Annotated in this window: 17 protein-coding genes; 11 read left to right on the forward strand and 6 right to left on the reverse strand. The window is 63.8% G+C overall.

All coding sequences use genetic code 11. The features are described 5' to 3' along the window. The first annotated feature begins 102 nt into the window (after window positions 1–102). The 9 genes from ACK5L9_RS01340 (at window position 103) to ACK5L9_RS01380 (ending at window position 10,026) form a co-directional block, all read left to right on the forward strand. A complete protein-coding gene (locus ACK5L9_RS01340; protein ID WP_416909646.1) occupies window positions 103–849 on the forward strand; it encodes an ABC transporter ATP-binding protein in 747 nt (248 codons plus the stop codon). Beyond that, the gene (locus ACK5L9_RS01345; protein ID WP_416909647.1) at window positions 842–1,552 is read left to right on the forward strand and encodes an ABC transporter ATP-binding protein; all 711 of its coding nucleotides are present in this window, start codon (window positions 842–844) and stop codon (window positions 1,550–1,552) included. Before ACK5L9_RS01340 ends, ACK5L9_RS01345 begins: the two co-directional genes overlap by 8 nt. Before the next feature lie 11 nt (window positions 1,553–1,563). Then, a complete protein-coding gene (locus ACK5L9_RS01350; protein ID WP_416909648.1) occupies window positions 1,564–2,787 on the forward strand; it encodes a cytochrome P450 in 1,224 nt (407 codons plus the stop codon). A gap of 10 nt (window positions 2,788–2,797) precedes the next feature. After that, window positions 2,798–3,121: a 2Fe-2S iron-sulfur cluster-binding protein gene (locus ACK5L9_RS01355; protein WP_416909649.1), complete on the forward strand. Its 324-nt coding sequence runs from the start codon at window positions 2,798–2,800 to the stop codon at window positions 3,119–3,121. 108 nt (window positions 3,122–3,229) lie between these two features. Next, window positions 3,230–3,742: a MarR family winged helix-turn-helix transcriptional regulator gene (locus tag ACK5L9_RS01360; RefSeq protein ID WP_416909650.1), complete on the forward strand. Its 513-nt coding sequence runs from the start codon at window positions 3,230–3,232 to the stop codon at window positions 3,740–3,742. A gap of 54 nt (window positions 3,743–3,796) precedes the next feature. Then, on the forward strand, window positions 3,797–4,711 hold the full coding sequence (locus ACK5L9_RS01365; RefSeq protein WP_416909651.1) for a LysR family transcriptional regulator: 915 nt from the start codon (window positions 3,797–3,799) through the stop codon (window positions 4,709–4,711). A gap of 96 nt (window positions 4,712–4,807) precedes the next feature. Next, window positions 4,808–6,496, forward strand: a complete 1,689-nt coding sequence (locus tag ACK5L9_RS01370; protein WP_416909652.1) for a sulfatase-like hydrolase/transferase — start codon at window positions 4,808–4,810, stop codon at window positions 6,494–6,496. A 41-nt stretch (window positions 6,497–6,537) separates the two neighbouring features. Beyond that, a complete protein-coding gene (locus ACK5L9_RS01375) occupies window positions 6,538–7,584 on the forward strand; it encodes a TAXI family TRAP transporter solute-binding subunit (RefSeq protein WP_416909653.1) in 1,047 nt (348 codons plus the stop codon). A 93-nt stretch (window positions 7,585–7,677) separates the two neighbouring features. Beyond that, window positions 7,678–10,026 (forward strand): TRAP transporter large permease subunit, encoded by a 2,349-nt coding sequence (locus ACK5L9_RS01380; protein WP_416909654.1) that lies wholly within the window; start codon window positions 7,678–7,680, stop codon window positions 10,024–10,026. 384 nt (window positions 10,027–10,410) lie between these two features. Here the strand turns inward: ACK5L9_RS01380 and ACK5L9_RS01385 are convergent, their stop codons facing one another. The 5 genes from ACK5L9_RS01385 to ACK5L9_RS01405 all read right to left on the reverse strand — a co-directional run bounded on the left by ACK5L9_RS01385 (window position 10,411) and on the right by ACK5L9_RS01405 (window position 15,766). Next, a complete protein-coding gene (locus ACK5L9_RS01385; RefSeq protein ID WP_416909655.1) occupies window positions 10,411–11,133 on the reverse strand; it encodes an ABC transporter ATP-binding protein in 723 nt (240 codons plus the stop codon). Next, window positions 11,130–12,887: an ABC transporter permease subunit gene (locus tag ACK5L9_RS01390; RefSeq protein WP_416909656.1), complete on the reverse strand. Its 1,758-nt coding sequence runs from the start codon at window positions 12,885–12,887 to the stop codon at window positions 11,130–11,132. The genes ACK5L9_RS01385 and ACK5L9_RS01390 overlap by 4 nt, the downstream gene beginning before the upstream one ends. Continuing rightward, the gene (locus ACK5L9_RS01395) at window positions 12,884–13,921 is read right to left on the reverse strand and encodes a branched-chain amino acid ABC transporter permease (protein WP_416909657.1); all 1,038 of its coding nucleotides are present in this window, start codon (window positions 13,919–13,921) and stop codon (window positions 12,884–12,886) included. The genes ACK5L9_RS01390 and ACK5L9_RS01395 overlap by 4 nt, the downstream gene beginning before the upstream one ends. Before the next feature lie 71 nt (window positions 13,922–13,992). Further along, window positions 13,993–15,153: an ABC transporter substrate-binding protein gene (locus tag ACK5L9_RS01400; protein ID WP_416909658.1), complete on the reverse strand. Its 1,161-nt coding sequence runs from the start codon at window positions 15,151–15,153 to the stop codon at window positions 13,993–13,995. 148 nt (window positions 15,154–15,301) lie between these two features. After that, window positions 15,302–15,766 (reverse strand): GatB/YqeY domain-containing protein, encoded by a 465-nt coding sequence (locus ACK5L9_RS01405; protein ID WP_416909659.1) that lies wholly within the window; start codon window positions 15,764–15,766, stop codon window positions 15,302–15,304. 159 nt (window positions 15,767–15,925) lie between these two features. Between ACK5L9_RS01405 and carA the strand changes: the two genes are divergently transcribed. Then, window positions 15,926–17,074 (forward strand): glutamine-hydrolyzing carbamoyl-phosphate synthase small subunit, encoded by a 1,149-nt coding sequence (carA, locus tag ACK5L9_RS01410; RefSeq protein WP_416909660.1) that lies wholly within the window; start codon window positions 15,926–15,928, stop codon window positions 17,072–17,074. 74 nt (window positions 17,075–17,148) lie between these two features. Beyond that, the gene (locus ACK5L9_RS01415) at window positions 17,149–19,236 is read left to right on the forward strand and encodes a glycosyltransferase (protein WP_416909661.1); all 2,088 of its coding nucleotides are present in this window, start codon (window positions 17,149–17,151) and stop codon (window positions 19,234–19,236) included. Window positions 19,237–19,240: 4 nt separating this feature from the next. On the opposite strand, the gene ACK5L9_RS01420 is transcribed toward ACK5L9_RS01415, so the two are convergent. Next, on the reverse strand, window positions 19,241–22,036 hold the full coding sequence (locus tag ACK5L9_RS01420; protein WP_416909662.1) for a putative nucleotidyltransferase substrate binding domain-containing protein: 2,796 nt from the start codon (window positions 22,034–22,036) through the stop codon (window positions 19,241–19,243).

Genomic DNA, 22,036 nt, shown 5'->3' on the forward strand with positions numbered 1-22,036 from the left:
GGCTGTTCGTCATCGGCGCGCTGGTCCTTGCAGTGGTGTTCTTTCTGCCAAAGGGGCTGATCTCGGCCCCGGCCGCATTGACCCGCATCATGGGAGGCCGTCATGAAAGGTCTTGAGGTTCGCGGCCTGTCCAAGCATTTTGGTGGGCTGACCGTGTCGGAACATATCGACTTCGACCTGCCTCCGGGCGCGCGCAAGGCTTTGATCGGGCCGAATGGCGCGGGCAAATCGACCTTTGCCAATCTGGTGACGGGCATTCTGCGGCCAAGCGGCGGCACGATCCGCTTTGACGGCAGGGACATCGCCGCGCTGGACGAGGCGGGCCGGGTAAAACTGGGCATCGCCAAGACCTTTCAGATCACCACGCTGTTCCCCTCGCTGACCGTGCGCGAGAACCTGCGCCTGCCTGTGCTGGAACGCGAAGGGCGCGGCTATCGCATGTTCCGCCGCGCGGCGGGCGACGCGCGGGTCGAGACCGAGGTTAAGGCCCTGCTGGACCAGTTCGAACTGACCGCGCTTGCCGATCAGCCGGTCGCCGGGCTGGCCTATGGTCAGCAGCGGCTGGTCGAGATGGCGCTGACGCTGGCGTTGAAACCGCGCGTACTGATCCTGGACGAGCCTGCGGCGGGCGTCCCCTCTGGCGAGACGCATCTGATCAGCGATGCCATCGAACGGCTGCCGCAGGATCTGGCGGTGCTGGTGATTGAACATGACATGGATCTGGTGTTCCGCGTTGCCAGATCAATCGTGGTGCTGGTGGCCGGACGTATCCTGACCGAGGGCACACCGCAGGACATCGCCGCAAATCCTCAGGTGCGTGAACTTTATCTGGGGGGCGGTCATGGCTGATCCGGTTCTGGAACTCAAGGATGTCACGGCAGGCTATGGTCCGACCCATGTACTGCGCGGCATCGACCTGACGCTTGCCCCCGGCGAAAGGCTGGCGGTGATCGGGCGCAATGGTGCGGGCAAGACGACGCTGCTGGGCACCGTCATGGGGCTGACCCGGCTGCATGGCGGCTCGCTGTGGCTAAAGGGGCAGCCGATCGCAACCATGCCCCCCTTTCGCCGCAATGCCGCCGGACTGGGGCTGGTGCCGCAAACCCGCGACATCTTTCCCTCGCTGACGGTCGAGGAAAACCTGATCGCGGCAATGCGCGGCGATGCCAGTCTGGACGAAGCCTATGCCCTGTTCCCGCGCCTGAAGGAACGCCGGCGCAATGGTGGTACACAATTGTCGGGCGGCGAACAGCAGATGCTGGCCATCGCCCGCACGCTGATGACCCGGCCCGATGTGATCCTGCTGGATGAACCGCTAGAGGGGCTGGCCCCGGTCATCTGCGAACAGTTGATGCGCGTTTTCGAGGATCTGGCCGCCGACGGCAGGCGCAGCGTGATCCTTGTCGAACAGCATGCCGAGGCCGCGCTGCGTTTCGCGACGCGGGCGGTGCTGATCGCGAATGGCCGGATCGTTTTTGACGGACCCTCCGGGGAACTGCAAGGCAACCCGGATTTGCTGCACCGCCATGTCGGTGTGGGCATCGAAACCTGAGGAGGAAGGACATGGAGCTTATCGAAGGCCACAAGGTCATAACCCCGCCCGATGGCATGCCCGTCTGGGACATTGATCCCTATGACGAGGATTTGTTGCGTGACCCGGTGCCATATTACCGCGAACTGGTCGCGAAAGGCCCGGTCGTCCATATCCCGCGCTTTTCCATTCTGGCTCTGGGGCAATACGAAACGACGCATAAGGTTTTCAGCGATCACGAGAATTTCGTGTCCTCGCGCGGGGTCGGTCTGAACGATTTCAAGATCGGAGAGCCGTGGCGCCCGCCCTCGATCATCCTTGAGGTCGATCCGCCCGCCCATACCCGCACCCGCAAGGTCATGGCGCGGGCGCTGTCGCCCAAGGTGGTCAGGACGCTGACCGACATGTTCCGCGAAACGGCGGCGCGAATGGTGGATCAGTTGCTGGCGCGGGACAGTTTCGAGGCCGTCACCGATCTGGCCGAGGCTTTCCCCGTGGCGGTCTTTCCGCCCGCACTGGGCATGAAGGACGTGGATCAGCGCAATCTGGTGGATTACGGGGCCTGCGTTTTTAACGCCATGGGGCCGGATAATGCGATGCGCCGTTGGGCGCTGACGCGCAACGCGCAGATCTCGCCCTGGATCATGGGGGCCTGCGCCCGCGACCGGCTGACCGATGACGGCCTTGGCGCGATGGTCTATGCCGCCGCCGATGCGGGCGAGATCGGGCAGGACGAGGCCGCAATGCTGGTCCGTTCCTTCCTGTCGGCTGGGGTGGATACCACCGTGACGGGCATCGGCAACGCGCTATGGGCCTTTTCGCAGAATCCCGGCGAATGGGACAGACTGCGCGCCGATCCGTCGCTGGCCCGCCCCGCCATCGAAGAGGTGCTGCGCTATACCTCGCCCGTGCATACATTCGGGCGCACGGCGGGCCGCGACACCGAAATCGCGGGCTTTCCGGTGGAAGAAGGCACCAAGGTCATCTGCGTTCTTGGCGCGGCCAATATGGATCCGGCGAAATGGGGCGACCCCGAAAGTTTCCGCATCGACCGCCGCCCCGCCGGGCATATGGCCTTTGGCGCGGGGATCCATGGCTGCGTCGGCCAGAATATCGCCCGTGGCGAGATGGAGGCCCTGCTGACCGTCATGGCCGAAAAGGTCGCGCGGATCGAACCGGCAGGCGACGCCGTCTGGCGACCGAACAACGCCATCCACGCGCTTGACAAACTTCCGCTCAGATTGATCGCCAGCTAAGGAGGCCGGAATGGTGAAGGTGACATATATCGGCGCCGACGGGACGGAAACCACCGTCGAGGCCAGCGAGGGCAGCAGCGTCATGCAAACCGCCGTCGCCAACGATGTCGGGGGCATCGTCGGCGAATGCGGCGGTTCGATGATGTGTGCGACCTGTCATTGCTATGTCGATGACGGCTGGTCGGACAAGACAGGCAGCCGCAAGGACGGCGAGGATGACATGCTGGAAGGCGCGGCGTCCGAGGTCAGGGCCTCCAGCCGGTTGTCCTGCCAGATCCGGCTGACGCCCGATCTGGACGGTCTGGTCGTTCACATGCCCGAAGAACAGTTCTGATGGGCGCGGGCGCGGGCGCGGGGGGCGACAGTCCCCTGTGCCACGCAACCGTGACATTGACCGGATGAGGGGCTAAGAACCGACCGCACGAAAGCTTCGGAGAGGATCATGACGGCGACAGATCAGACCAGCGGCGGGCGGCAACGGCTGTCCTCTCCGGTCAAGGACAGGGGCGGACATACGGTCATCGACATCCGCAACTATGCCCCGTTTCTGATCAATGTCGTCTCGAACGCATGGCAGCGCCGGACCTCCAGCATCTATCGCGAACGTTTCGGCCTTGGCATCACCGAATGGCGCGTCATGTCGATGCTGAACATCGAACCCGACATTACCGCGCATCGTGTCTGCGCGGTGGTCACGATGGACAAGGCGGCGGCAAGCCGGTCACTGAAGACGCTGCTGGATGGCGGCTATGTCACCTTTGACGCCTCACCCACCGATCCGCGCAAACGCAAGTGGCGATTGTCCGGGAAGGGGTTGCAAACCCATGACGAAATCCTTGCGATCGCGCTTGGATGCGAGGCCGAGATGCTGGAGGGCGTCCCCCCCGGCGATCTTGAGACATTCCTGCGAGTCATGCGGCATCTTGACAAAAATCTGGGCGCATCCGCAGTTTGATGGCGGCCCGCGCGCGCAGGGGCGCAAGCGGACGGGCGGCGGGGGAACAGGATCATGCAGGGATTTTCACGCGTCAGAATGCGCCATTTCCGCGTTTTTCTGGCGTTGTGCGACCACAAAAGCCTGACACGGGCCGCTCAGGCCCTTGGCACGGTGCAGCCGGCCCTGTCCCGAACCCTGAAGGAAATCGAGGAAGAACTGGGCCAGACCCTGTTCGAACGGACCTCGAACGGGCTGCTGCTGACCGATGCGGGCGATGCGCTGCACCAGCATCTTCAGGCCGGTTTCGCACAGATCGAATATGGCCTTCAGATCGCAGCGGGGCGGCGGCACGCCGAGACGGTCAAGATCGGCATGCTGCCAAATGTCGCCCGCACCATCATCCCGCGCGCCGTCGCGCGTTTCAAACAGCGCAGCCCGGCGGTGACGGTACATCTGCAACAGGGGTCTGCGGTCGATTTGTGCCGGATGATGCGCAGCAACGAGCTTGATTTCATCACCAGCCGCCAGCTTCTGATCGAGGATCAGCCGGATTTCATCTTTGAATACCTGTATTCCGAACCAACTGTGATGATCGTCCGCGCCGGGCATCCGCTGGAAGGGCAAGTCGATATCAGCCCGCATGATCTGGACCGCCATACGGTGATCCTGCCGCCCATCGGCACCTCGATCCGGAACGAGCTGGACCGCTATCTGTTCCGCCTCGGGCACGGGACATTTGCCAACCGGATCGAAACCATCAGTGTCGGCTTCATCAAGCGGTATCTCAGCGGTATGGACGCGGTGGCCTATCTGCCCCTTGGCTCGGCCCGCGAATGGCTGGCGCAGGGAACGGTATCGCGTCTGGACATGCGCGGCGGCGATGTCATCGGCGCGGTCGGGCTGTCTTTCCTGCGCGGACACAAATTGTCGGGCGAGGCCGCGATCCTGGCACAATATCTGCGCGAGGCCGCCGCAAGTCAGGATTAACATACCCGTTTCGCTATGGCCTTCCATAAGAAATTATTTCCAAAATGCGCGGCAGTTCCCTAGCCTTGCAGCAAGCCTTGATACGCGGAGACTGCATTGGGACGGCCCAGAAACATCCTTTTCATCATGTTCGACCAGCTTCGCCGGGATTACCTTGGCTGCTATGGGCATCCGCATTTGCACACCCCTAATATCGACCGCCTTGCCGCGCGCGGGGTGCGGTTCGACAACGCCTATATCCAGTCGCCGCTTTGCGGGCCGTCCCGCATGTCCACCTATACCGGGCGCTATGTCCACAGCCACGGGGCAAGCTGGAACGGCGTGCCGCTGAAGATCGGCGAACGCACGATGGGCGATTTTCTGCGTGATCAGGGGATGGATTGCTGGCTGGTCGGCAAGACCCACATGGCCGCCGATGCCGAGGGGATGGCGCGGCTTGGGCTGGAACCTGACAGCATCATCGGGGCGCGCGCCTCGGAATGTGGCTTCGATGTCTTTGAACGCGATGACGGTGTCCGTCCCGAAGGCCCTGCGGGTCTGTATGATGAACGCGGAGCGGCGACCTATAACGAATTTCTGCGGGGCAAGGGCTATGACGGCGACAATCCCTGGCACGATTTCGCCAATTCCGCGAATGATGGCGCGGGGAATGTGCTGTCCGGCTGGTTCCTTCAAAACAGCGACAAACCCGCGAATATCGCCGAAGAGGACAGTGAAACCCCCTATCTGACCCGGCGGGGGATGGAATTCATCGCCGCGCAGGGCGACAAGCCCTGGTGCTGTCACCTGTCCTATATCAAGCCGCACTGGCCCTATGTCGTGCCCGCCCCCTATCACGACATGTACGGGTCCACCGACTTCGTTGCCCCCGTCCGAAGCGAGGCCGAGCGCATGTCAACCCATCCCGTCTTTGCCGGGATGATGCAACTGCCGGTCAGCCGCGCCTTTTCGCGCGACGATGTTCGCGACAAGGTGTTGCGCGCCTATATGGGGCTGATCCGGCAATGCGACGATCAGATGGGCGTTCTGCTGGACTGGCTAGAGGAAACCGGCCGGATGCAGGACACGATGATCGTGATCACCAGCGATCACGGCGATTATCTGGGTGATCACTGGATGGGCGAAAAGGCCTTTTTCCATGACACGTCCGTCAGGATCCCCCTGATCGTCCATGACCCCTCAGAACAGGCGAATGCGACGCGGGGAACGGTCTGCGATGCCCTGGTCGAGTCGATCGACCTTTTGCCGACCTTCCTTGAGGTCGCCGGCGGCACGCCCGCCGACAGCGATCACATTCTGGAGGGGCATTCGCTGCTGCCATTGCTGCGCGACCGGAACGCCAGCCTGCCGCGCGACATGGCATTCAGCGAATACGATTACTCGATGCGTCCACTGGCAGGCGAGCTTGGGCTGAATGAACAGGACGCGCGGATCTTCATGCTGCGCGATCAGAGATGGAAGTTCATCCATTTCGAGGGCGGGTTCCGACCGATGCTGTTCGATCTGGCGCAGGATCCGAACGAGCTGAACGATCTGGGCGAAAGCCCTGCCCATGACGACATCGTCACTCGGATGCGGAACCGGCTGGAACACTGGGCGTTGCGACCTGCGCAGCGCACCACGGTCGGAAAGGCCAGAATCCGCGAAATGCGCAGCGAGAAAAGCACAAAAGGCCTGATGCTGGGCGTCATGACCGAGGATGACGCGCCCGCCGAACTGACCAGACGTTATCGCGACCGGAAGGCGCGTCCGTGGAAAGAAGTGATAAGCAAGCACACTGTCTAGATAAATATCATCATAAGTTGGCATTTTGGGGAGGAAATGAAATGTCACATTTGTCGAAACTTGCCGCCGCGCTGGCCCTTGGCCTGATGACAGGCCCGGTATTCGCACAATCGAACATCACAGCCGAGATCACGTCGCCCGGTTCCTCGAACCATGCGGCGATCGCGACTCTGGGCGAACTGGCCTCGGAACAGGGCCTTGCGCAGTTTCAGATGCTTGAGGGTCAGGTGCTGACCAACAGCCTGCTCAATCTGGTCGAGGGCCGCACCGATCTGGTGGCCACGCCCTTTATGGCCCCCTTCCTGATGTCACGCGGCGCGGGGCCTTATGCCGCGCTTGGACCGGACAAGGGCGCGGAACTGGTTCAGAACGCCGCCGTCCTGTTCACCTATCGCTTTGGCGGGACGGGCCTGTTTTCCTTTGACAGCTCGACCGTGCATGGCTGGGACGATCTGCAAGGCAAGAACGTCCTGAACGGCCCGCCGCAGGGCGCGGCGCTGACCACGGCGCGCGGCCTGATCCAGATCGTGACCAGCCTGAAGGACGGCCCCGGCTATACCGGCGTCCAGACCGACTGGGGCCAGATGGTCAAGGTGATCCGCGACGGCTCGGTCGATGCGGCGGTTCTGCCGATCTATGTGCCCGATTCGCGGATGGTTCAGGCCTCGGCCTCGGGGAACATGACCGTCTTTTCCATTCCAAAGGCCGTCTATGAAAGCCCGCCGATGAAGGCCTTTCTGACCAGCCCCGGCAATGGCGTGTTCGAGGCCCCGGTGGCCGAGCTGAATTTTCCTGACGGCATCACCGTGCAGTCCGAGGATGACACCTTCCGCCTTCCGGCCATTACCGGCGGCACCGTGGTACGCACCGATATGGACGAGGAACTGGCCTATCGCCTGACCAAGGCCTATCTCGACAATCTGGACCGCTTTGAAAACAAGTTGCCCCTGATGAAATGGGTGGCCCTTGGCGCAACCGAGGCCGACGTGACCGGCATGTGCGGTCACAACCCGTTGAAATATCACCCTGGCGCGGTGCGCGCTCATGAAGAGGCCGGGCTGGCATTGCCGGACTGCGCCAAACCCTGACGTCATTCGAGAGGCCGGGTCTGTCTTGGGATCCGGCCGTGGTTTTCCCACTGCCCGCCTGACAGGCGCGGCGGATTTGAAGGCAGTCATGACATGACCTCGACAACAGAGATCAATGATGCGGGGCGGCTGGCGCAGCGCGTCGCCTATTGGATGGCGCTGGCGCTGGTGCTGATAGGCATGGTGAACGCGATGCCCGGCATTCCCGGCCTGGACGCGCTGGCCAAGGCCATTGCGGGCGATCAAAGCCTGAAAATCCGCCGTTTTTCCTATCAGTATTTCTTTCCGCTGATGTTCACGCTGATGATGCTGATCGTCGTGCTGACCAACTCGATGTGGGTGGCATGGCGCGACAGGTCGCCAGGTTGGGCCAGGTTCGGCCTGTTCATGGACGTGGCGCTTGTCGCGATCACGCTGATCGTCGTTGCCACCTATATGAACGAAAACCCCGCCGTCTGCCTGGTGGACCACATCAGCGGCACCCGCGCCGCGCTGATCGAGCAGGCGTTGCAGATCGAACGCGAGAACGCCGCCCTGTTCGGCCTGCCCGAGCCTACAAGCGTGGACAATCCCGATTGCGTGGCCTCGGTCGGGGGTTGGCTGATCGCGATCATGGCGGCGGCGGTCGCGGTGTTTCTGGCCTATAACATCAAGGTCTGGGGCCTGCCGCTGGTGATGGTGGCGATCATCATCTCGGCCTATACCGGGATCACGGTGCTGCTGTGGTATTTTTTCGGCGCCGATGACATGAGCAAGTATCTTGTCACCAAACTGGGGGGTGAGCCGCGCCTGCTGGCGGATGGCTATCCCCGGCTGCTGGACGCGCTGATCAGCACCTCCAGCGGGCTGTTCGGGCAGTTTCTGGACATCATCCTGAACGACATCTTTCCCTATCTGGTGCTGGGTTCGCTGTTCGGCGCCTCGGCCGGGGGCCAGTCGCTGATCAAGCTGGCCTTCCGCTGGACGCGCAAGTTGAACGGAGGCCCGGCCCATGCCGCTATCGTCTCATCGGCGATGTTCGGCACGATTTCGGGCGGGCCGATCACCAATGTCCTGTCCACCGGCGTGCTGACCATCCCGATGATGATCAAACGTGGCTTTTCAAAGGTCTTTGCCGGCGGGATCGAGGCCGCCGCCTCGTCGGGCGGGTCGATCATGCCGCCGGTCATGGGGGTCGCGGCCTTCGTGCTGGCTGCGATGACGGTCACGCCCTACAGTCAGGTGATCATCGCCGCCATCCTACCCGCCATCGCCTATTTCTTCTGCCTGTTCCTGTCGGTGGTGTTTCAGGCCCGCAAACAAAAGATCACCGCCATCGGCGAACTGACCCCGGAAATGCATATCGACCGGCAAGACAAGCTGAACCTGCTGATGATCTTTGGCCCGATCCTGCTGATCCTGATCCTGCTGCTCAGCAAGAAAGAGGGCGTCGGCTGCGGCTGGCTGGGCGGCGTCTTTGGTGCGGAACGGGTGTTTTCGGCTGACGGGCTTTGCCGCGCCCAAAGCCTGTCATGGCTGCAACAAGCGTTCCGGAACGCGGCGGGCGATGTCGGCAGCGCGGGCTGGTGGGCGGTGGCGCTGCTGCTGGTCCTGCTGTTTCTGGACCCGCAGGTCCGCGCCCGGCCCCGGCGGATCGTCGATTGCCTCAGCGAGGCGGGCGTCACCATGTCCACGCTGTACCTGATGTTCCTTGCCGTCTCGATCATCGACTTCTGCCTCAAGCTGACGGGTCTGCCCTTCTATATCTCGGTCGATGTACTGAATTGGCTGAATTCGCTGGGGCTGGGGCAAGAGGGGTCTATCGTCATGCAGCTTGTCGCGCTGACGGCGACGATGGGTCTGGCGGTGGTTCTGGGCATGGGCATGCCCGCCGTGCCCGCCTATATCAACGTGGCGCTGCTGATGGGGCCGGTCCTGTCCGGGCTGGGGGTGTCGCTGTTCACCGCGAACATGTTCATCTTCTATTTCGCGGTCGCCTCGGCGATCACGCCGCCCGTCGCCATTGCCGCCTTCGCCGCCGCCTCCATCGCGCGGTCCGAGCCGATGGCCACGGGTTTTTCGGCGGTGAAATCGGGCATCGTGATCTTTCTGATCCCCTTCGTCTTTGCCATCTACCCCGAGCTGCTGCTGATCACGCCTGCCATCGTGGACCCGTCCTCGGGGCCGGGGCAGGTCAGCTATCTGCCGGGATATGATGGCAACCTGCATCCCGGCGCGCTGGCCTGGCTGATCCTGCGCATCGTTGCCGCGCTGTACCTGATTTCCAGCGTGCTTGCCGGGTTCGACCGCAGAAAGCTGGCGGCATGGGAACTGGCGGTCCGTATGGCGCTGGCGATCCTGTTGCTGTTCAAGGCAACGGCGATTTCCGGCGGAGCCTTCGTTCTGGCCATCGGGGTGATCCTGTTGCACCGGCAGATGGTCTCGCGACCGCAGGCCGCGTGAAACCAGCGAAGGGGGCGCATATGTTGACTGGTGAAAGAGTAACGTCATGATCACCGAATTGTCGATGCCGGAACATGTCGTCACCTGCGAACCTGCCCGGCCGCGTTCAGCCGCAACGGGCAGGTCTGTTTGGGATCAGACACCAGATGCCTCGCCGAATGACAGTTCCTGAAGGCCGGAAGCGCAGATATTGCTGCCGTTCTGGCAAAGGCTGAACATCAGACCCGGCCCGGAATCAAGGCGCATCGCGCCGCCGGGTCGGCGGTGGTCCGCAGGCCCTGTGTTGCGACTGTCACTGCCGTCACAACTGGCTGAATGCCACCGTTGACGTTGCCACGGGTCAGCCCTGACGGCCGCTGGAATGATCCGGGCCTTGCAGGGTCATCAGCGGGCGTGACCCAGATAGGCATTCAGGATGTCGGGGTCATCGGCAAGCTGCTGTGCAGGGCCATGCTTGCGGACGGCGCCATCTTCCAGCACATAACCGTAATCGGCGATTTTCAACGCCGCGCGGGCGTTCTGTTCGACGATCAGAAAGGACACCCCGGTCTCGCGCAGCGAACTGATCCTTGTCAGCACCTCCATGACGATGCGCGGGGCCAGCCCCAGACTCGGCTCGTCCAGCATCAGCAGCCTTGGCCGTGCCATCAGCCCGCGCGCGATGGCCAGCATCTGTCTTTCGCCGCCGGACAGCGTACCCGCCATCTGGTCGCGGCGTTCGCCCAGCCGTGGAAACTGCGCATAGGCGGCCTCAAGATCGGCCTCGCGACTGCCGTCACGGATATGGCGGCGGGAAAAGCCGCCCAGCAACAGATTGTCTGCCACGCTCATCCGGGCGAAAAGCTCGCGCGATTCGGCGATCAGACCGAGGCCAAGGCCCAGACGGTCCTCGATGGCCAGCGTGCCGATGTCCTGACCGTCGAAACGCAGCCCACCCCTTGCTGGCAACAGGCCCATCAGGCTGTTCAGCAGTGTGGTCTTACCCGCGCCGTTCGGCCCGATCACGGTCACGATGGACCCCGCCTCGACCCGCAGATCCAGATCGCGGATGACCTCGGCCCGGCCATAGCCGGTCGAAAGCCCGCTCACCTCAAGAAGCGGGCTCATTCCCCGACCCCGAGATAGGCTTCCTGAACGCGCTTGTTGCGCTGGATCTCGGCGGGCAGGCCCTCGGCGATCTTCTGGCCGAAATCGACCACGACCAGCCGGTCCACCAGATTCATCACAAATTCCATGTCATGTTCGACGATCAGGATCGTCGTCCCCTCTTGCCGCAACTGATCCAGCAATTCCGCCAGCCGCTGCTTTTCATGATAGCGCAGGCCCGCCGCCGGTTCGTCAAGGAACAGGATGGCGGGGTCTGCGGCCAGCGCACGGGCGATTTCAAGGATGCGCTGCTGTCCCAGGGCCAGACTACCGGCGGGAAGATGCAGATATTCCCCAAGCCCGACCCGCCGGACCTGCCGCTGCGCCTCGGCCAGGATCGATGCCTCTTCGCTGCGCTCAAGCCGCAGCATCGCGCTGAGCGCGCCGCGATGGCCGCGCCGATGCGCCCCGACGGCAACGTTCTCAAGAACCGACATATCATTGTTCAGCAGCACATGCTGAAAGGTCCGTGCCGCACCCCGCCGCGCAAATTCGGCCTGCGACGCCCCCGCCACCGCCTCGCCATGCAGCAGGATGCTGCCACCGCTGGGTTCCAGAACGCCGGTCAACAGGTTGAACAGCGTCGATTTCCCGGCGCCGTTCGGTCCGATCACACCAAGGATCCGGCCTGCCTCAAGCGTGAACGATATGTCATCCACCGCCGTCAGTCCTCCAAACTGCTTGACCAGACCGCTGACCTCAAGAACCGTGGTGCCGGGCTGCGGTTTCCCGCGCCGGGGCAAGTCGGCCGCAGCAGCCGGAATGGCCAAACCAGACCGCGCGGGAAGGAACCGCGCCAGATGCGGCGTCAGCCCCTTGCTGGCGAATTGCAGGATCAGCACCATCATGATGCCGAAAACGATATTCTCGGCCGCTCCGGTGACGCCGACCAGTCCGGGGATGACGTCCTGCAACCCGTCGCGCACAAAGATGAAGATGCCAGATCCAAGGATCGCACCCCACAGGCTTGCTGCGCCGCCGATCACAGCCATGAACAGATATTCGATCCCGGCATTCAGGCCAAAGGGAGTGGCGCTGACGAACTGGATCAGATGGGCGTAAAGCCAGCCCGACAACGCCGCCAGCATCGCCGCATGCACGAAGATCAGGGTTTTCAGCCCCGCAGTATCGACGCCAAAGGCCTTCAGCATGACGACCCTGCCGCGCAGCGTGCGGATGGCGCGGCCATTGCGGCTGGCCAGCAGGTTCCGAACCGACAGGAAAGACAGGGCAACGCAGGTCCAGATCAGCCAGGTCTGGCCAAGGCCGCGCAGGGGCCGGCTGAACAGGCTGAGGCCCGGAACGTCCGATATGCCGTCATGCCCTCCGAGAAACGCGAAATTCCCGACCAGAAAGAACAGGCTCAGGCTCCAGGCGATGGTTGACAGCGGTAGGTAATGGCCCGACAGGCGCAGGGTCAGCGCACCGATCAACCAGGCCACTGCCGCCGTCACCGCCAGCGACGCCAGCACGGTCAGCCAGGGCGACAGCCCCGCCGAGGTGGTCAGCCAGGCAGTCGTATAGGCCCCGATCCCGACAAATGCCGCCTGCCCGAAGGATGTCAGCCCGCCAATCCCGGTCAACAGCACCAGCCCCAGTACGACGATGCTGGCCAGCCCGACAAAATTCGCCAGCGTCAGTTGATAGGGCGTCGCCAGCAAGGACAACCCCGCCGACGCCGCGATCAGCAGCAGCGTCAGGATGCGCGCAGTCATTCCTCTTCCTCCTCATGATGCGAGGCGTTCAGGTTGCGCCACAAAAGCACGGGAATGATCAGCGCAAAAACGATGGCGTCCTTGAAGGCGCTGGCCCAGAAGGCGGAATAGGATTCGATCAGCCCGATCAGAACCGCCCCCACCGCCGCTGCGGGATAGGATACCAGCCCGCCAAAGATCGCCGCGATAAAGCCCTTTAGCCCGATCAGGAAGCCGGTGTCGTAATAGATCGTGGTCATGGGTGAAATCAGGATACCCGATATGACCCCGATACAGCCCGCCAGAACAAAGGCGATGCTGCCTGCCTGTTCGGTCCGGATCCCGACCAGCCGCGCACCATTGCGGTTCAGCGCGGTGGCGCGCAGTGCCTTGCCGGTCAGTGTCCGCCCAAAGAACAGGGCCAGCGCCACCATCAGGATCACGGTGATCAGCACGATAAAAATTGCCTGTTCGCGCAGCATCACGCCCCCCATGCGGATCATGCCGGGAAAGATGGCGGCGGTGCGCACGCCCTCGGCACCAAAGGCCATCAGTCCGAAGCCCAGCAACAGGAAATGCAGCGCCATCGCCACCACCAGCAGCACCAGCACCGAGGCATGGGCGATCGGCCTGAACACCACGCGATACATCAGCGGTGCCAGCGGCGCGACGACCAGAACGGTCAGCGCGATCCGGACTGGCGCGGAAGGGCTGGCCGGTGCCGCGAACCACGCCAGCAGGGCAATCGCCGCCGGATAAAGGACATACAGCCCCGCCGCCCGCAGCGCCCGCCGGTCGCGGCGGCGCAGAAATGCGGCCAGCTCCATCAGCGCGGCAATCGCCCCGCCCGCGCAAAGCAGCCATACGGTCGCGGGAACCGTACCGGTTTCAAACGCGGCAAGGCTCAGCGCGGCCAGCGACACCATCTCGCCCTGCGGCAACAGGATGATACGGGTGACGGAAAACACGATGACCAGAGCAAGCGCCAAAAGAGCATAGATCGCCCCGTTGATCAGCGCGTCCTGAGTCAGCAGCACGGAAATTGTCAGATTCATCGGACCCTGCCCTTCGTCGGATCGGAACGGGCATGCCGAAGGGGATCAGGCCCCTTCGGCACCGGTTGGCGTCAATCGGGGATATACACCCATTGGCCATCCTGGATCCGGACCAGCGTTTCGGAACTGAGATCGGTGCCGTTGTGATTGTCGGGGCTCATGTTGAACACGCCCTCGGTACCGGCAAGGCCAGAGGTCTGTTCCATCGCGTCGCGCAGACCGGTGCGAAATTCGACCGATCCCGGCTGACCGGCCTCAAGCGCGACGGGAACCGCCGCCTCGAAGATCAGATAGGCATCCCAAAGTGTGCCACCAAACAACGAGCGCGACCCCTCGCCATATTTGCCCTCATATGCGGTGACATAGGCCATGCTGGGCGGTTTCGCCGGGTGGTCGTCGGGCAATTGCTCGGCCACCAGGGCGGGGGGCACGGCCAGCATGACACCGTTCAGCGCATCCTTGCCGACCCGCAGAACATCGGGATTGGCCATGCCCTGATTGATATAGATTTGCCCCGGATAGCCCTGACTGCGCAATTCCAGCACCGGCGTCACGCCCGGCGTACCCGAAGCGCCGATGATCACCGCATCGGGATTGGCCGCGATCACGCCCAGAACCTGCGCCGTGACGCTGGTATCCTTGGCGTTGAAGCGTTCATCCGCGACCACGGCAATACCTGCGGGTTCCGCCGCCTTGGTGAAATCGCCGATGAAGGCATCGCCGAATGCGTCGTTGAAGCCGATGAACCCGACCGTCTTGTCGCCATCCCTTTCCATCTGCGCATAGACATGCGCCGCCATGGTCGAGGTTTCCGGCGTAGGCTTGAACACCCAGGTCTTGTTGCCCTCTACAGGTGAGGAAATGACCGTCGAACCCGCCAGCGAGATCATCGGCGTCCTGCCCGGCCCTATGGCCTCGATCACAGCCAGCGAGGTCGGCGTGACCGAGGGGCCAAAGATGATATCGACGCCCTCTTCGTCCATCAGCTTTCTGGCCGCCCGGACAGCCGCCGTCGGTTCGCTTCCATCGTCGAGAACGATATAGGTCACTGCCTCGTCGCCGATGGTGACGGGCAGCAGGTCGATGGCGTTCTTTTCCGGTATCCCCAAGGATGCGGCAGGCCCTGTCAGCGACAGGATCGCCCCGACCTTGATTTCCGCGACAGCCTGTCCGCCGCACAGCAGCGATGCGGACATCAATGCCAGACCAGTGGCGCGTCTTGCAATTTCCATGGACTCCTCCCCGGTTATGGTTTGCCTGATTTCGCGCAGACATGTTAGCTTAACATGTTAATGTTGCTGAAGCAACATTGATGGCAAAATCAGGCAGGGGCAGGATGTCCCCAAGGCACGCGGACCTGGCAGGTTCAGGACAGGGCGGTCAGCCCAGCAGGCGCTGCTTGACCAGCACGCCAACCGCGCCGAAATCCATCTGCCCGGCATGGCGCTTGCGCAATTCGCCCATCACCCGGCCAATGTCGCGGACCGAGGCTGCCCCCAGATCGGCAATCGCCTTGTCCACCGCTGCCACGGCCTCGGCCTCGTCAAGCTGGCGGGGCAGATAGCCCTGAATGACCTTGATTTCGTCCTCTTCCTTCTGGGCAAGCTCCAGCCGGCCACCCTCTTCATAGGCACGGGCGGATTCCTGGCGCTGCTTGACCATTTTCGACAGGATCGCGATCAGATCGTCGGGGGTCAGTTCCGCGCCTTCGCCATCACTGCCACGCGCGGCAATTTCGCGGTCCTTGATGGCTGCGCCGATCAGGCGCAGCGTGGACAGCCGGTCGCTGTCTCTGGCCTTCATCGCCTCTTTGGTGTCGGCTTGCAGTCTGGCTCGCATTTCCATGGTTATTCTCCCCTCTTGCGCCGGATATTGGCCGGACGCCGGAAATCCCGCGATGTATGCCCGCGCGGGCGCGAAATCAAGTCGTCTTGCCCGCCGATGCCTTGACCTTGTGGCCCGCCACCCCTATTCACCGCCTGATTTCATGACAGAGGTGCCACGATGGCGAAGAAACCCACCGCCTGCCTTGTGCTTGCCGACGGGACGGTCTTTTACGGCCATGGCTTCGGTGCCGCCGGACAAGTCGTGGCTGAACTGGTCTTCAACACCGCGATGACCGGCTATCAGGAGATCATGACCGATCCCTCATATGCCAGCCAGATCGTCACCTTCACATTTCCGCATATCGGCAATACCGGCGTCACCGAAGAAGATGACGAGGCTCGCGATCCGGTTGCCAGCGGCATCGTCGTCCGCTGGGATCCGACGCAGCCCTCGAACTGGCGCGCGGCGGGTGATCTGTCCGACTGGATGGAACGGCGCGGCAGAATCGGCATCGGCGGCGTGGACACGCGGCGGCTGACCCGCGCAATCCGTCAGCAGGGCGCGCCGCATGTGATGCTGGCGCATGATCCCGACGGGAAATTCGACATCGAGGCGATGGTTGCGGGCGCGCGCGACTGGCCGGGGCTGGTCGGGCTGGATCTGGCGAAAGAGGTCAGTTGCACCCAAAGCTATCACTGGGATCAGGGCGCATGGGAATGGGCCGAGGGTTTTGGCGGAAATCCCGAGGCGCGGCCCTTCAGGGTCGTCGCGCTGGATTATGGGGCCAAGCGCAATATCCTGCGCTCGCTGGTGGCGCATGGGGCGGATGTGACGGTCCTGCCCGCCACGGCCACCGCCGCTGAAGTGCTGGCCCATCAGCCCGAGGGCGTATTCCTGTCGAACGGCCCCGGCGATCCGGCGGCGACGGGTGACTATGCCGTGCCGATGATCCAGGAACTTCTGCGGCGCGACATGCCGATTTTTGGCATTTGCCTTGGCCATCAGATGCTGGCGCTGGCCCTTGGTGCCCGGACCGTCAAGATGAGCCACGGCCATCACGGTGCCAACCACCCCGTCCGCGACATTGAGACCGGCAAGGTCGAGATCACCTCGATGAACCACGGGTTCGCTGTGGACAGCCAAAGCCTGCCCGGCGGCGTGATCGAAACCCATGTCAGCCTGTTTGACGGCAGCAATTGCGGCATTCGCGTCAAGGACAAGCCGGTCTTTTCGGTACAGCACCACCCCGAAGCATCGCCCGGCCCGCAGGACAGCCTTTACCTGTTCCGCCGCTTTACCGACGCGATGCGCAGTCGCCGCGCCTGAACTTTATTTTGGGCACTTAACGGCTTTTTAATCATTGCGATGCCAGATGTGGGCAGTTCCAAAGGGAATTGCCCATGTCATCCGTCGCCGCCGTAACGCCGATCCGCCCCGCCGTTGACGTTGACGTCGCACCGGCAGGTACAACCGCGCCGACGCTTGCCCCCCGCAATCTGCGCCCCCTTGGACAGATCCTGCTGGAGGATGGAGCCGTCGAACAGGGCGACCTGCTGAAGGCACTGGTCATGCGCCGTCGGCAGAACGTGCAACTGGGGCAAATTCTGCTGGCGCAGGGCTGGGTGACGCCTCAGGCACTGTCGCGGGCGCTGTCGCGGCAATGGCGCACCGGCATGATCGATCCGGCGGAATCCCCGGCCGATCCCCGGCTGATTGACCTTGCGGGTGCCGATTTCTGCCTGACCCACAATGTGCTGCCGTGGCGGCGAATCGGCGGGGTCACATGGGTGGCCACCTCGGATCCCGACGAATTCGCCGCGCTGATCCCGAAATTCCCGGCAGGGTTCGGTGCGATCCGGATGCTGCTGGCCGATGAAGCCCAGATACAGGATGCGGTTCTGGCCACCCGCCGCATCGCGCTGACCCGACGGGCAGAGCTGCGTGTGCCCGCCGACGAAAGCTGCCGGATGCGGAACGAAGTGCTGTTTGGACGGCTGGCCGTCACCCTGATCGCGCTGGCCGCGCTGTCGCTGTGGCTGGTGCCTGTGGCGCTTTTGGGCGTATTTCTGGCGGTTGTGACCACCGGTCTGGTGGCGCAAAGCGGGATGAAACTGCTGGCATTCATCGCCACACTGCGGACCGCACGAGATGATCGCCGCCAAGGCGCCGGGCTTGCCAGTGCCGCGCTGAAGCCTGCCGAAATGGACGCGACGCTGCCGGTGATTTCGGTCATGGTCCCGCTGTTTCAGGAAAGCGATGTGGCCGGACGACTGGTCGCGCGGCTGGCGCGGCTAAGCTATCCGCGCGAACTGACCGATATCCTGCTGGTCATCGAGGCCAGCGATCACGTCACCCGCAAGGCCCTGAAAGGCGCGGCGCTGCCGCGCTGGCTGCGCGTGGTCGAGGTGCCCGATGGCCCCATCAAGACCAAGCCGAGGGCGCTGAATTATGCGCTGAATTTCTGCCGGGGGCAGATCGTCGGCATCTGGGATGCCGAGGATCGCCCCGATCCCGACCAGTTGCACCGCATCGCCCGGCATTTCCACTTTGCCGGTCCGCGCGTCGGCTGTGTTCAGGGCGCGCTGGATTTCTATAACCCGCGCAGCAACTGGCTGGCGCGCTGTTTTACCGTGGAATACACGGCGTGGTTCCTCGTGCTGTTGCCCGGCATCGCACGGCTGGGGCTTGTTGTTCCCCTGGGCGGCACGACCTGCTTTTTCCGGCGCGAGGCGTTAGAGGATGTCGATGCCTGGGATGCGTGGAACGTGACCGAGGATGCTGATCTGGGCGTCCGGCTGGCCCGTCGCGGCTGGCAGACCCAGATCGTCCAGACCACCACCGACGAAGAGGCGAATTGCCGCGTGGTGCCCTGGATCAAACAGCGGTCCCGCTGGATCAAGGGTTTCGCGATGACCTGGGGGGTGCATATGCGCCGACCCGGCGCGCTGTGGCACGATCTGGGGCCGCGCCGTTTCGTCGGATTTCAGGTTCAGTTTCTGGCCATGCTGACGCAATATCTGCTGGCCCCGATGCTGTGGAGCTTTTGGCTGCTGGCCGCCGGCCTGCCTCATCCCCTGCGCGACGCGCTGGACGGAACCGCCCTGTCCCTGCTGATCGGACTGTTCGTCGGGTCGGAACTGCTGAACCTTGTCATCGGCCTTTATGCGGTGCGCGGGGCAAAGCACCGGCATCTGCTGGCCTGGGTGCCGACGCTGCATGTCTATTTTCCACTGGGCTGCGCTGCAGGGCTCAAGGCGCTTTACGAGGTGGTGCTGCGGCCTTTTTACTGGGACAAGACCGCGCATGGCCTGTTCGACGAGGCCGAAACCGAGGCCGCGCCGCAGGCGCTGCCGGGCACCGTCTCACTGCCGGTTCTGGGCCAGATCTCGGGGCGGGCGCTGTCCGAAATTCCGGGCCAGCGCCGCGCCATCGTGCAACAGGTCGCAACGCCCCAAGAACCGGAATTGCTGCACGCGCGCGCGGGTTAGCCTGTCACGTGCCATCGCCCTCGGGCAGTTCGGCGGCGATGATTTCAGCGGCTCTTCCGGTCCGCTGCGCCAGCCGCGCGGCCAGATCGTCAAGATCGGCGGAACCGGTTTCACGCAGCAGAAATTCCTGCCCCCCCAGCCCGATTTCGTCGAAACGCAGCGGCCGTTCGGTCAGCAGCCGCCCCGAGGCATGCAACCTCCACAGGAACCGATAGGCCGAGGCCAGTGCATCCGCGATTTCTGGCGTCAGCGTCCCGTCGCGGCGGCCTGCCCGCAACTGGGCGACGGTGCCCCGCGCCGCATCCCCGGCCCGCAGCGCGCAGGATTGTGCCAGCAGGTCGATATCCTGCAACCGCCCCGCCCCGATCTTGGTCTCCCATTCGCCATCGGGGGCCTTGGCCGCGAAAATCCGCGCCCGCATCGCCGCCAGATCAGGCATCACCCGCGCGTCGTCGCCATGCGCACGCAGAACCTTCAGGCGCAGCGCCTCGATATCCGTGGCCAGCACCCCGGACCCTTCGCCCGCACTGGCGACGATACGGGCACGGGTCAGGGCCAGATGTTCCCATGTCCAGGCCTCGGTCATCTGATAGTTCTCGAAGCTTTGAACCGAGGTCGCGACCGGACCCTGCCGCCCTGAAGGACGCAGCCGCATGTCCACCTCGTACAGCCGCCCCTCGGCTGTGGGTGCCGAAATCGCGGTGATCATCGCCTGGGTCAGCCGCGAGAAATAGGGCCGCGCCGCAAGGGGCCGGGGGCCATTGGAACTGTCGGCACCGTCGGCATCATAGATCACGATCAGGTCCAGATCAGAGCCGGCATTCAACTGCCGCGCCCCAAGCGAACCCATGCCCAGAACCACCGCCCCCCGGCCCGGAGGCGGCCCGTGGCGGCGCGCAAATTCGGCGGCTGTCACCGGAAACAGCGCACCGACGCAGGCATCGGCCAGATCTGCATATTGCCCGCCCGCCTCATCCGCGTCGATCAACCCGCGCAGGTGATGCACGCCGATGCGGAAATGCCATTCATGCGCCCATCGCCGCGCTGTATCCAGCGCGCTTTCATAGCCGCCGCCCGGCGCGGTCATTGCGGCCTGCACGTCGCGGGCCAGCGCATCGCGCAGCGCCGCCGCCCCAGGCCATGGCGCAAAGAAACTGCCGCCCAGGACCGCATCCAGAACCGCCGCGTGCCGGGCCAGATAGGCGGCCAGCCCCGGCGCGGTTCCGCAGATATCGACGATCAGTTCGATCAGTTGCGGATTGGCCTCGAACAGGGCAAAAAGCTGCGCACCCGCGGGCAGGCCGGACAGAAAGCCGTCGAACCGGGCCAACGCCTCGTCGGGATGGGCGGCGCGGGCCATGCGCGACAACAATTCGGGCTGCACCCGCTTGAACACCTGCCGCGCCCGGCTGGATCGCAGCGCCGGATAGCCACGCCAGCGATCGATGATCGCGCGAGCCTCGTCAGACATCTCGGGGAGGTCCGCATGTTCGCCGGGGGCAAAGAAGGATTCGGTCAGTTCGTGCACGCGTTCAAGCCGCGCCTTCAGCCGTGCGGACCAGGCCCCTGTATCGGCCTCGCCCATCATCGCGGCGATCACCGCCAGACCGTCCTGATCCTTGGGCAGGCTGTGGGTCTGGGCGTCGTTCACCATCTGGATCCGGTGTTCTATGTCGCGGTGTTCGCGGTAGTGGTCGGTCAGTTCGGCGGCGGCCTCGGACGGCACCCAATCCTTTGCCGCCAGCGCCGCCAGCCCGCCGACGGTGTCGCGCAACCGCAGATCGGGGTCGCGCCCGCCGGCGATCAACTGGCGGGTCTGGGTGAAAAATTCGATCTCGCGGATGCCGCCCCGGCCCAGTTTCATATTGTGGCCCGGCACCTCAAGCCGACCGCCCAGACCCTTGTGGTCGCGGATCCGCAGGCGCATGTCATGGGCGTCCTGAATGGCGGCGAAATCCAGATGTTTGCGCCATACGAAAGGCCGCAATTCGTTCAGGAACCGTTCGCCCGCAGCGATATTGCCCGCTGCCGCCCGTGCCTTGATGAAGGCGGCGCGTTCCCATGTGCGGCCTTCGGCCTCGTAATAGGCCAGCGCGGCGGCGGTCGAGATGCAGACTGGTGTCACCGAAGCATCGGGCCGCAGCCGCAGATCGGTGCGAAAGACATAGCCGTGTTCTGTTACATCCGACAGGGTCGCGGCCATCTTGCGGGTGGCGCGGATCAGGGCGGCGCGGGCCTCTTGCTGATCGGCATCGGCATAGGCGGTTTCGTCGAACAGCACGATCAGGTCGATATCCGAGCTGTAATTCAGTTCCCGCGCCCCGCCCTTGCCCATGGCCAGCGCAAAGATACCGCCCGCATCGGCGTTGGTGGCAGGCAGTTTGCCGCGCTGGATTTCGTGGGCGACATGGACGCGCAGCGCAAGATCAACGGCGCGGTCGGCCAGATCGGACAGCGCGCCCGTCACCTGTTCCAGCGGCCAGACCCCGCCCATATCGGCCAGCGCCGCCAGCAGCGCGACCCGCCGCTTTGCCCGCCGCAGCGCAACGCCCAGATCAGTTGCATCCAGCGCCGCGAAACCGTCTGTCTCACGCGACACGACATCATCATGATCCAGCGCGCCGGGCAGCCATTCCGCCTCGCGCTCCAGCAGGCCGGCCAGATAGGGGCTGGTGCCCGCCACGCCCGCGACCAGGTCTCGGACCGGGGCGGGCAGGCCAGAAAACAGGCCGTCCACCGAACTGGCACGGTCATGGTCCAATGGCAGGGGATGACGGGTGATGCGGGCGGCGAAGTCCAT

It is taken from the genome of Paracoccus sp. (in: a-proteobacteria), from assembly GCF_047973135.1.
Taxonomy (GTDB): domain Bacteria; phylum Pseudomonadota; class Alphaproteobacteria; order Rhodobacterales; family Rhodobacteraceae; genus Paracoccus.